We start from the raw sequence: 12,969 nt of genomic DNA, 5'->3' as shown, positions 1-12,969 counted from the left end.
CACGCTGATGACCGAATATTGTTTTCCTCGGCATGTCAGACTTCTGAATGCCGGGGATTATCAATCCGTCTTTAACGACACCACCTCCAAAGTCTTCGCGGGTGAATTCCTTCTATTAGCAAGAAAACGAGAGGACGACCAAACTCGGTTGGGCCTTATTGTTGCTAAAAAAACGGATAAGCGTGCTGTAGGCCGGAATCGTATCAAACGTTTGGTGCGAGATTCTTTTCGCCACCACAAAATACCTCTAGCTGGCCTCGATATTGTCTTTCTTGCTCGTCAGGGTATTAAAGAACTCGATAACCCAACGTTGAGCTCTCGCTTAGATAAAGCGTGGGATCAATTGGCGAAAAAATCGAAAAAAACATCTCCGAACAAAAAACACGTTAATTCGAAACAGAAATAAGCTGAAAAAACAGTCAAAGGCTGGTTTAATAGCGCGTGATTTTTAAATAGGGTTCTGTGAACCCATCTGTCCAACCAAACAAATTAGTTGAATACCATGGATTTCAGACGTTACTTTTTATGGGGTGCGCTTTTTGTCAGTGGCTACCTACTGTTTTTACAGTGGACCCAAGACTATGGTCCTCAGTCAAACAAGCAAAGCGTAGTTCAGACGACCCAAGCACAATCTGAGGCGAGCGCATCGTCAGAAACAGATTTGCCGAATGCAAATGCATCTCACAGTACAAACACCAGTGGTGTACTTCCAAGCAATGCGAAAAAAATTGCACCTGGAAAGTTCATCGAAGTGACAACCGATACACTTCGTGTTGCCATTGATCCTGTAGGTGGTGACCTTGTTCGTGCCGCTCTTCTTAAATACACCAAAGAATTAGGCAAGCCTGATCCTTTCGTCATTTTAGAAAACGATTCAGCTCATACATACGTTACCCAAAGTGGATTAATTGGACCTGATGGTCCAGATGCTTCACCAAATGGCCGTCCCGTTTATCACTCCGAGAAAACGTCTTATACCTTAGCTAAAGGTCAAGACAGCTTAGACGTGAATCTGTATTTTACAGATGCGAAAGGGGTGAAATACACTAAGACTTTCCGCTTCACGAAAGGCAACTATCGTATTCGTCAATTGATTACCGTTGATAATACGACTGACCAGACATGGCGTGGTAACTTATTCGGTCAAATCAAACGTGATAACTCTCCTGATCCAAGTAAAGCAACTAGCATGGGCTTACAGCCTTATCTAGGTGGCGCGATCTCTGATGAAAGCACTAAATACAGCAAAGTTTCTTTCTCTAAAATGAAAGAAGAGCCTGTAAAAGTAACATCAGAAAAAGGCTGGGTTGCCGTACTACAACACTATTTTGTAACCGCTTGGGTGCCTGAGCAAGGTCAGAAATTTACCTTACAAGCGCGCACAAATGGCGATTTCAACTTGGTAGGCTTTACCGGTTCTGCCGTGGCAATTGCCCCAGGTAAAGAAGGTACTTTGAGCTCAACATTCTTTGTTGGTCCAAAACTGGAAAAACACCTTGAAGCGACCGCTGAAAACCTTGATCTAACCGTAGATTACGGTTGGTTATGGTGGCTAGCTAAACCAATTTTCTGGTTACTGACATTGATCCAATCTGTTGTCATTAACTGGGGTGTTTCTATCATCTTGATCGTAGTCTGTGTGAAGGCAATTTTCTTCAAACTGTCTGCAACCAGCTATCGCTCAATGGCGAAAATGCGCAAATTCGGTCCTGAAATTGCCAAGCTAAAAGAACAGCATGGTGATGATCGTCAGAAAATGTCTGCGGCCATGATGGCGCTGTATAAGAAAGAGAAGATCAATCCTCTTGGTGGTTGTTTACCTATTTTGGTACAAATGCCGGTATTCCTTTCTTTGTACTGGGTATTAATGGAATCGGTGCAATTGCGTCACTCTCCATTTATATTCTGGATTCATGATTTGTCGGTGATGGACCCATACTTTGTACTGCCTATTTTGATGGGCTTAAGTATGTTCTGTCAGCAAATGTTGAACCCAACGCCTCCAGATCCAATGCAAGCTCGTTTGATGAAGTTAATGCCTATTGCGTTTACCTTCTTCTTCTTGTGGTTCCCAGCGGGTCTAGTTCTATACTGGGTAACCAACAACAGCTTGTCGATCGTACAGCAGTACATCATTACCAAGCGTATTGAACGAGAAGCCTAGCCGCTAATACTTAGCAGCGACCTTCTTTGAAAAAAGGCTTCCTTCGGGAGGCCTTTTTTACGTTTAGATTGCCATGCTCTTCGTGCTCAAGGACAATGGCAATAATTCCTATTACTTTCACTCAATAAAGTCACAGTACAGAGTTTAATTATGACCGACTTTCAGTACGCCATTGACCAAGACACCATCGTAGCCCAAGCAACCGCTCCTGGTCGTGGCGGCGTAGGCATTATTCGTTTATCAGGCCCAAACAGCTACGCTATTGCCCAGCAAATTGTTGGCTTTGAACCGAAACCACGCTACGCCCATTATGTGCCCTTCAAAGACGCCAACAATGAGCAGCTTGATGAAGGCATCGCCTTGTATTTCCCAGGCCCTAACTCTTTCACCGGAGAAGATGTCTTTGAGCTACAGGGCCACGGTGGTCCTGTTATCATGGACATGCTACTCACACATTGTGTGGCGTTAGGTGCGCGTTTAGCCCGTCCTGGCGAGTTCTCTGAGCGCGCGTTTTTAAACGATAAAATGGACTTAACGCAAGCAGAAGCGATTGCTGATTTGATCGATAGTTCGTCTGAGCAAGCCGCCAAGTGCGCGCTACGTTCGCTACAAGGTGCGTTTTCTAAGCGCATCAACGAACTCGTCGAAGCGCTAATTCATCTGCGCATTTATGTTGAAGCTGCGATTGATTTTCCTGAAGAAGAAATCGATTTCATTGGCGACGGCAAAGTCGCCAATGAATTAGCCGGTATCCAAGCAAAACTGCGCGAAGTGCTCAAAGAGGCGAATCAAGGCGCCTTGATTCGCGAAGGTATGAATGTGGTCATTGCGGGGCGTCCAAACGCGGGGAAATCTAGCTTGTTAAACGCGTTGTCTGGCAAAGAGTCTGCGATTGTCACCAGTATTGAAGGCACCACTCGAGATGTCTTGCGCGAGCACATTCACCTCGATGGCATGCCACTGCACATTATTGATACCGCCGGTTTACGCGACAGCCCTGACGAAGTAGAGCGCATCGGTATTCAGCGCGCATGGGATGAAATAGGCAAAGCGGATCGTATCCTGATGATGGTAGACAGCCAATCCATCGACAGTAAAGATCCTAATGAAATTTGGCCAGATTTTGTCGAAAAGCTCGGCGATACCAAGCACCTAACACTGGTTCGAAATAAGGTCGATTTGACCAAAGAAGCCACCGGAACAGAAATCATCAATAACGTTCCTGTGATCTCTCTGTCAGCAAAAACAGGTGAGGGCGTTTCTGACCTGACTGACCATCTAAAAGCCATCATGGGCTTCGACAGCACGACTGAGGGAGGGTTTATCGCTCGCCGTCGTCATATAGAAGCGCTTAACAAGGCCAATCGCTTTTTAGACGCAGGTAACGAACAGCTTCATGGTTATGGTGCTGGCGAATTACTTGCAGAAGACCTGAAAGAAGCCCAGCAAGCGTTGAGCGAAATTACGGGAGAATTCACCAGTGACGATCTTTTAGGACGTATCTTTGGGTCGTTCTGTATTGGGAAATAGTTCTATTTAAAGACAAATCACTCGCTTAAAACATTACTCTGATGAGAATCTATCATCAGAGTAATGACACCCAATTCCTCGTTCACTCACGTCACTAAAATCACTCACTTCTTACGACTATTCGTCTAAAAACAACAGTCAGCCATAAGCCATCTCTCTTATTTTTTTTAGCGTACAAAACGGTAGCAACGCCAGTCTCATTCTTAAAAACCTTATGTAAATAAAGGTAAAGGGAATTGTCGCAAGCCTAATTATTCATAAACTGACTCAGTATTATGTAAGGCTGATCCTTATTTGTAATCATTCCGGACTAAAATCAGGCTTACTTTAACCATTGATAGCCATACCTTAAAGGCAGTGAAATAAAAATGACGACTCGTTCAAGAAAAACATCTCGACTCTTTTTAATCATTATTGCCGTGCTATTAATTAGCGCTGGTTGGTTCAGCTCACAATATTTTAATGCGGCGAAGCCGGAAGCCGCACATCAAGGAAAAAGGCCAGGAAAGCGCTTTAATAGCAATAGCATCACGCCCGTCTACGCTGGAACCGCCAGTAAAGCAGATGTATCCGTTTATCTAGAAGCATTAGGTACAGTGGAAGCCAATGCTTCTGTCACGGTCACAAGCCGGATAACCGGTGAAATGAATAAAGTCTTTTTTACCGAAGGCCAGTACGTAAAAGCAGGGGACTTATTAGCGCAAATAGACGACCGCAGCTATCAAGCCACACTCGCCGAATACAAGGGTGAGCTGGCACAAAACAAAGCCTTATTGCAAAGCGCACAAGCCACATTAGAGCGCTATAGAAAACTTGCTAAACAAAACTCTATTTCCGCTCAAGACGTACAAGACCAAGCGGCTAAAGTGGGCCAATATCAAGGCATCATAGCGACCGATAAAGCAAAAATTAGTTCTGCTAATTTGGATATTGAATACGCCAAAATCCGCGCGCCAATCAGTGGCTATACAGGCCTGTTAAATGTTGATCAGGGTAACCTAATTACTAACAATACAACCTCCATTGTCACCATCACACAGGTTAATCCCATTACCGTTACCTTTAGTATTCCCCAAGTCCACCTTCAAAAAGTGCTCCAAGGATTACGCAGCAAAAAACACTTTGCTGTGACTGTATTTAATCAAACTGGGCAGAAAAAACTGGCAGAAGGTACGCTTGAGAACATCAGCAACAGCATTGATAGCGATACCGGCACCATCAAATTAAAAGCTATTTTTACCAACGATGATGAAATGCTTTACCCTAACCAATTCGTTAATGTTCGTATGAAAATAGAACAATTATCGCAAGTCGTTATTATTCCCAAAGCCGCTTTACAGCTCAACGACAATGGTGACTTTGTGTTTGTGATAGATGACAACAAGGTCCATAAGCAAAGCGTGACCGCAGGGCCGGTTGATGGTGAAGACAACATAGTCGCACTTACCGGTGTCAAAGTGGGTGATCAACTCGTCACGACCGGCATTGATAACCTCGTTAATGGCAGCAAAGTCAGTGTGATCAAGCAGAGAAAGGACAACGAATGAACCCGTCCCGACTCTTTATTCAACGACCTGTAGCCACCATCCTACTCATGATGGCAGTGCTACTATCTGGCGCCTTTGCTTATACTTTGCTGCCTGTTTCAGCGCTTCCTGAGGTCGATTATCCAACGATTCAAGTTACCACCTTGTACCCAGGAGCAAGTCCAGATGTAATGGAAACATCCGTCACAGCGCCTTTAGAGCAAGAATTGGGGAATATGTCTGGATTAAGCCAAATGTATTCCACCAGCTCTGGTGGGGCTTCTATTATCACCTTGAAATTCGACCTTTCGCTCTCTTTGGATGTCGCAGAACAAGAAGTACAAGCTGCCATTAACTCCGCGGATAGCTTATTGCCATCCGATTTGCCAAGCTCTCCGACTTATAAAAAGGTCAACCCTGCTGATGGCGCTGTACTTACCATCGCAGCCAGTTCAGAAACCTTACCGCTGACTAAAGTCCAAGATTTAATTAACTCGCGAGTGGCATTAAAACTCGCTCAGATATCTGGGGTGGGATTAGTAACATTAGCGGGGGGCCACCAGCCAGCAATTCGTATTCAAGCGAATCCTAAAGCTTTAGCGGCCCATGGCTTAACGCTAGAAGATATTTATACGCTGATCAATAACAGCAATGTAAACGGCTCTAAGGGAGGATTCGACAGTAAATATCATTCGATCAGTATCGATGCTAACGACCAATTAGAAAATGCGGACCAATACGCTAATCTCATTCTAAAATACGAAAATGGCGCCCCATTGCGTCTAAAAGACGTCGCAATGGTCATTTCTGGCAGTGAAAATCAGTATTTATCCGCCACCGCCAATGGTAAACCAGCGATTATTATTCAAGTAAAACGTCAGCCAAGCGCCAATGTTATTGCCGTAGTTGATAATATCGAAGCCAAGCTACCCGAATTACAAAAACTCTTACCAGACAGCATTAAATTAACCGTTTTATCCGATCGAACCCAAACCATCCGCTCCTCAATTAGCGATGTAAAATTTGAATTAATGTTGTCTATTGCCCTAGTTGTGATGGTGACTTTTCTATTTCTACGTAATATTGCCGCAACATTAATTCCTAGCATTGCTGTGCCGTTATCTTTGATCGGCACCTTTGTCGTTATGTATATGGCGGGATTTAGTGTCAATAATTTGAGTTTAATGGCGCTAACCATAGCAACCGGATTTGTGATCGATGATGCCATTGTGGTCGTTGAAAACATCTCACGCCATTTGGAGAATGGCGAAACGCCACTTCAAGCGGCTTTAAAAGGCTCGAAGCAAATTGCATTTACCGTCATTTCACTGACCTTTTCACTGATTGCGGTATTAATTCCCTTACTCTTTATGGGGGACGTAGTAGGGCGTTTGTTTCGAGAATTTGCGATCACCTTATCCGTCTCTATTTTAGTGTCTATGGTGATTTCTCTGACATTAACTCCCATGCTATGTGCTTATTTATTGCGCCGAATTCCAGACGAAGAACAAAGTCGTTTTTATAAAAAAGGTGGGCAGGCATTTGATAAAATCATCGCGATTTATGATAAATATCTCACGATTGTACTAAACCACCAGCGCATTGCGTTAGCCGTGATATTTGGCACCTTATTGCTCACTGCTGGGCTTTATATGGCCGTGCCTAAAGGCTTTTTTCCAACCCAAGATACCGGCATTATTCGCGGCATAACCGTGGCATCCGATAGTGTATCTTTCAAAGAAATGACAATACGCCAACAAGCGATGGTCACTCAATTACTGAAAGATCCAGATATAGAAAGCATTAGCTCGACAATTGGGGTAGATGGACAAAACACCAGTTTGAATCGCGGGATGTTGCAGATTAACCTCATCGGTTTTGATAAACGGGATGATAGAGCCCCTGCCATCATCAAACGCTTAAGAGCCGAAGTGGCTGATGTTCCTGGTATTCAGCTCTATCTACAGGCTCAACAAGACCTAACCGTCGATGATCAAATAACCCCGAGTCAATATCAATTCACCTTAGACGATACCGACACCTCTCAGCTCGTAGAGCTAACGCCTAAACTCGTCACTGCATTACAGAAAAAACCAGAATTTCAACACGTTATCAGTAATTTAGAAGACCAAGGGCTGGTCAGTTATGTCACTATTCATAGGGATATTGCCGCTCGTTATGGCATTACTGCAGCCGATGTAGATACCGCCTTATACAATGCCTTTGGCCAACGCTTAATATCCACCATATACACTCAGTCCAATCAATATCGTGTCGTGTTAGAAGTCCCTCCTAATCCTCAACAAGCCACGGACACACTGAATCATATTTACCTTGCCGGCACCGCAAGCAGTAAAGGTGGTACTACTCCTATGGTGCGCTTAACAGATGTGGCGACAGTAACGCAAAAAACAGGGTCCTTGATGAAGGCACACTTAGATCAAATCCCTGCGGTAACCATCTCATTTGATCTCGCTGAGGGTTACTCACTAGAGCAGGCACAACAAGCCATAAGTGATACCACTGCTGCGCTTAAAATACCAAATAGCTTAACCCTAAAATACCAAGGATCCGCCTCTGCGTTTACGGATTCGACCTCAAATACCTTATGGTTAATTTTAGCCGCCTTACTGACTATGTACGTAGTGTTAGGTATTTTGTACGAGAGTTTTATTCATCCATTAACCATATTATCCACACTGCCAACCGCTGCCATTGGTGCCTTTATTGCCTTGTTATTACGCGGTACTGATTTTAACTTGATTGCGCTAATTGGAGTCATTCTGCTGATCGGTATCGTTAAGAAAAATGCAATTATGATGATAGATTTTGCCCTAGAAGCCGAAAAAGAACAGAAATTAAGCCCTAGAGACGCGATTCATCAGGCTTGTTTACTGCGTTTGCGGCCGATTCTCATGACTACGATGGCCGCACTGTTTGGCGCTTTGCCCTTAATGCTGGCACAAGGATCGGGCGCCGAATTGCGCCAACCTATGGGCTTGGTAATCGTCGGAGGCTTGCTTCTAAGTCAGTTACTCACACTGTTCTCAACCCCAGTTATTTATCTGTTGTTCGATAAACTTGTTTACCATCGTCGACGTCTCAAGAAACAAAACAGTAAAGGGCTCATTTAATGAATCCGTCCCGACTGTTTATTTTTCGGCCTGTCGCGACATGGCTGATTACCATGACCATCATGGCCTTAGGTGCTTTGGGGTTTCAATGGCTACCGGTTTCTAGCTTACCAACCTTAAATATACCTATGATTGTGGTTTCTGCTAATTTGTCCGGCGCAAGCCCTGAAACCATGGCAGCAACAGTGGCCACACCACTAGAGAGAGCATTAGGACAGATTTCTGGTGTTACTCAAATGACGTCGTCTAGCTCAGACAGCAAAACAAACATTGTCTTAGTGTTCAATGCAAGTAGAGACGTCAATGGCGCGGCACGCGACGTACAAGCCTCAATCAATGCCGCTGAAAGTACCTTGCCAAGTGCAATGACATCCATGCCAACTTACCGCATAAGAAACCCATCTGCGGCCCCCATTTTTATGTTGGCGCTGACATCCCAATCATTAAGCCCCAGTGCTCTCTATGACTTTGCATCTAATCAGTTAGAACCTCGAATATCACAAGTACAAGGGGTAAGTGACGTTTCTCTATATGGCAGTTCCTTACCAGCCATTCGAGTCGATCTGCATCCACAAGCATTGACTCACTATGGCATCTCTTTGGACACCGTACGCAAAGCCATTGTAAACAGTACTAGCCATAAGCCTACTGGCATTATTCAAGGGCAAAAAAACACTTGGATGGTGAACTCTAATGGCCAGATGCTTCATGCTAAAGAGTTTGGTCAGTTAATCATTACCTACTTAAACGGTGCCGCTATTCGTTTATCTGATGTAGCTAAGGTATCGGATGGCGTAGAGAATCGGTTTAACGTGGGGTACTACAACAATAATCCTGCGGTTACCATCAGCGTCACTCAATCCTCAGGCGCGAATATGCTTTCGACTATCGCTGCCGTAAAAGCCCAATTACCCGTTTTTAATAAACTACTGCCCGGTGATGCCAAATTACATATTGTCATGGATCGCTCAACGACGATTCGCTCTGCCTTACATGCAACAGAACAGACATTATTGATCGCAATGATTTTGGTCATTGCCGTTGTCTTTGTGTTTTTACGCAATGGTCGTGCTTTACTCATTCCAGCCTTGGCATTGCCAATTTCGTTATTAGGCACCTTTGCTGTCATGTATTTACTTGGCTACAGTTTAGACAACTTGTCTTTAATGGCACTCATTGTCTCAACAGGCTTTGTTGTCGATGATGCCATTGTGGTGTTAGAAAATACCTCTAGACACATAGAAAATGGATTAAGCCCCGTTAGAGCCTCGCTACGAGGAGCGAAAGAAGTCGGTTTTACGGTGCTCGCCATGACAGTTTCTTTGATTGCTGTTTTTATTCCATTACTTTTCATGAACGATGTCATTGGCCAATTACTCAGAGAATTCGCCGTTACTTTATCTGTCTCTCTAATCATTTCAATGTTGGTGTCGCTCACTCTAACGCCGATGCTTTGCTCACGTATGCTACGTCGTCAGACCACACAAAAAAAACAACCTAAATTATATCAACTCATCGAAAATGCTTTTTTAAGGCTACAACATGGTTATCGAAGCACTCTTGATACGGTACTAAATCATAAACGCTTAACCATACTTGTGTTATTAGCGACTATTTTCTTGAACGTTTATTTATACAGTATTGTGCAAAAAGGTTTCTTTCCAAAGCAAGATACAGGCATTTTATTTGGTGTCGTACGTGCCGATCAGACCACCTCATTTGCCGCAATGGAACCACGACTGCGCAAATATTCTGAGATGATTCAACAAGACCCCGCTGTAGCTGGTGTCATGAGTTCAATCAGTAGTTCGCATAATGGCTCACGAAATATAGGTAAGTTTTTTGTCCAATTGAAGCCCATTGATGAACGTCAAGCAACCGCTTCCGAAGTGGCCAATAGATTGTATCAAAAAGCACAAAATATGGCTGATGGGCATTTATTCTTACGTCCTGCCAGTGATATTAAAATTGGTGGGCGAAGCGCCAACGCTGATTACCAACTCGGCATACAATCAGATAACTTAGATTTATTGAATATATGGGCACCCAAAATCAAAGCGGCATTAGCCAAATTACCTGAGCTCAGTGGTGTAGATTCAGATATGGAAAATGGCGGACAAGAGGTTCAAATCGTCATTGACCGAGATGCCGCTAAACGCTTAGGTGTCACGGTGAAAAATCTGGATACTTTGTTAAATAACGCTTTCAGTCAACGTAAGATCGCCACCCTGTATAAAACATCCACTCAATATCATGTGGTGATGAACTTAACAGATGATTACACCAGTGATAGTAATGTTCTCAAATCTCTCAATATCGTCAATAACCGTGGTCATGTCATTCCTATCAGTGATTTCACTACATTAAAAAGCGGTAATGCCGCGTTATCAGTAGCCCATCAAGACTTATCCGCAACCGTAACTGTTGCGTTTAATACCGCTGATAATGTCACCTTAGAACAAGCCAAACAGGCAATAAAAATAGCAATGGACACCTTAAGAGTGCCTAGCGGCATTGTTGCAAATTATGCAGGGAAAGCAAAATTATCAGACACTTTCGCCAAAAACTTACCTTGGTTAATCCTTGCCGCACTGATCTCTGTTTACATCATTTTGGGTATGTTATACGAAAGCTTTGCACATCCACTGACCATTCTATCAACCTTACCATCCGCTGGACTTGGTGCATTATTGCTAATGCAGATAACCAGCACTGAACTTACCGTCGTTGCCTTAATCGGCATTTTACTGCTCATTGGCATTGTTAAAAAGAACGCCATTATGATGATAGATTTTGCTCTTGATGCACAACGACGGCTGGGGTTAAGTCCCGAGGAGGCCATTCGTGAAGCGTGTATAAAACGCTTCAGACCCATCATGATGACGTCACTAGCCGCTTTTTTTGGCGCCTTGCCTATGGCCATCGAAAGTGGCGGAGATGCTGACTTACGCAGCCCTCTAGGTATTGCTATCTGTGGTGGCCTGCTTGTTAGCCAAATACTCACACTCTATACCACGCCTGTTGTTTACCTTTATATGGAACGTATCAGTGATGCAACAAAAGGTCTTTGGCACCGCTGTGTTCAAGGCAATAAACAAGCTCTTAAAACAAATAAAACATTAGCCACCAACGCCGTAACCAATAAAAGAATGAATCATGATGAATAATCGTATTATGCAATTTTTTGGACTGAGTTTAATCACCCTTATACTGGCGGGTTGTAGCACAGTGGGACCAGATTACCAACGCCCAGATGTGGTCACTAGCGAAGGCTTTAAAGAAGCCAAAGGTTGGAAAGAAGCTGCGCCTGCCGATCAGCAACCTAAAGGAGCATGGTGGACTGTTTACCAAGATAATACGTTGTCAAAACTACTCGAACAGGTACAGATTAATAACCAGAATGTCGCAGAATACGCAGCAAACTATGAAAAAGCCAAAGCTGTTGCCGAAGAAGCTGGCGCAAACTTGTATCCATCTATCAATGCAAGCGTAGGGGCTTCACGTTCAAAAACGCAAAGCCAAACCGGTAACAATTATACCGCCCAAGCCAGTGCTAGCTGGGAGCTCGATGTATGGGGGAAATTACGTCGTATTCGAGAAGAGGATAGTGCCAGCGCACAAGCCAGTGCAGCAGAACTTGCTTCAGCAACACTCAGTGCTCAATCTTCTCTTACTCAAGACTATTTCAAACTGCGAGTTTTAGACGAAAAAATACACCTTTATCAAAATAATCTTACTGTCTACAACCAATATCTAAAGGTCGTTAACAACCAATATAAAGCCGGTAATATTTCCAGCTCTGCGGTATCTCAAGCACAAACACAACTGCACAGCACTCGCGTTTCCATGCTCGATCTAAAGTGGCAACGAGCACAATATGAACACGCTATTGCAGTACTTATAGGCAAAACGCCTGCAGCTTTTTCACTGCCTATTGAGCCTTTACAGTACCAGTTACCCGAGATTCCTATTGGTATTCCATCCGTATTATTAGAACGTCGTCCCGATATTTCCTATGCAGAGAGAACAATGGCATCGGCTAATGCGGCTGTCGGTGTCGCTATTGCAGGCTACTATCCTGATTTGTCTTTGTCTGTCAGTGGAGGCTTTGTTAACTCAGCACTGAGTAATCTATTTGAATTACCTTCTAGGGTTTGGTCGATAGGGCCATCATTAAGCGGCAATATTTTCGATTTTGGAGCTACCAAAGCGCAAATAAAACAAGCTAAAGCAGGGTATGACGCCAAGGTAGCAAACTATCGTCAAACGGTATTGAGTGCGTTTCAGGAAGTAGAAGATTATTTAGTAAAAGCGAATATCTTGGCGGAGGAGTCAATCTCTCAGAAATTAGCAACGGCATCGGCTAAAGAGTCTGCTCGAGTAACTTATAACCAATTTAAATCAGGCATGATTGATTATCTAGACGTAGCTACCACAGAAGCCAGTAATCTGAATCAACAACAAAAACAACTCAATTTGGTGAGTGAACAATTGGTTAACAGCGTTCAGCTTATTGTGGCATTAGGTGGAGGCTGGGATACGAACAAGCTACCCGCTTCTAACAAGATCGCTAACGATACAAAACAGACTAAAGAATAGCTGTTTTGTATCTGAT

7 protein-coding genes are annotated in these 12,969 nt (G+C 43.7%); all 7 read left to right on the top strand.

All coding sequences use genetic code 11. The annotated features are described in order from the left end of the window. Positions 1–7: 7 nt before the first annotated feature. The 7 genes from rnpA to E0D70_RS02250 all read left to right on the top strand — a co-directional run bounded on the left by rnpA (position 8) and on the right by E0D70_RS02250 (position 12,953). On the top strand, positions 8–406 hold the full coding sequence (rnpA, locus tag E0D70_RS02280; protein WP_133010660.1) for a ribonuclease P protein component: 399 nt from the start codon (positions 8–10) through the stop codon (positions 404–406). Positions 407–502: 96 nt separating this feature from the next. Further along, positions 503–2,164 (top strand): membrane protein insertase YidC, encoded by a 1,662-nt coding sequence (gene yidC / locus E0D70_RS02275; RefSeq protein WP_133010659.1) that lies wholly within the window; start codon positions 503–505, stop codon positions 2,162–2,164. A gap of 150 nt (positions 2,165–2,314) precedes the next feature. After that, the gene (mnmE, locus tag E0D70_RS02270; protein ID WP_133010658.1) at positions 2,315–3,694 is read left to right on the top strand and encodes a tRNA uridine-5-carboxymethylaminomethyl(34) synthesis GTPase MnmE; all 1,380 of its coding nucleotides are present in this window, start codon (positions 2,315–2,317) and stop codon (positions 3,692–3,694) included. Between the two features lie 368 nt (positions 3,695–4,062). Beyond that, positions 4,063–5,241, top strand: coding sequence for an efflux RND transporter periplasmic adaptor subunit (locus tag E0D70_RS02265; protein ID WP_133010657.1), 1,179 nt, complete (start codon positions 4,063–4,065; stop codon positions 5,239–5,241). Beyond that, complete coding sequence (locus tag E0D70_RS02260) at positions 5,238–8,354, top strand: multidrug efflux RND transporter permease subunit (RefSeq protein WP_133010656.1); 3,117 nt, start codon at positions 5,238–5,240, stop codon at positions 8,352–8,354. The genes E0D70_RS02265 and E0D70_RS02260 overlap by 4 nt, the downstream gene beginning before the upstream one ends. After that, positions 8,354–11,521 (top strand): efflux RND transporter permease subunit, encoded by a 3,168-nt coding sequence (locus tag E0D70_RS02255; RefSeq protein ID WP_133010655.1) that lies wholly within the window; start codon positions 8,354–8,356, stop codon positions 11,519–11,521. Before E0D70_RS02260 ends, E0D70_RS02255 begins: the two co-directional genes overlap by 1 nt. After that, on the top strand, positions 11,511–12,953 hold the full coding sequence (locus tag E0D70_RS02250) for an efflux transporter outer membrane subunit (protein ID WP_207923184.1): 1,443 nt from the start codon (positions 11,511–11,513) through the stop codon (positions 12,951–12,953). The genes E0D70_RS02255 and E0D70_RS02250 overlap by 11 nt, the downstream gene beginning before the upstream one ends. Positions 12,954–12,969: the final 16 nt, after the last annotated feature.

This window comes from Marinomonas flavescens, assembly GCF_004352835.1.
GTDB lineage: Bacteria > Pseudomonadota > Gammaproteobacteria > Pseudomonadales > Marinomonadaceae > Marinomonas > Marinomonas flavescens.
This window is presented reverse-complemented; position numbering and strand designations above follow the sequence as displayed.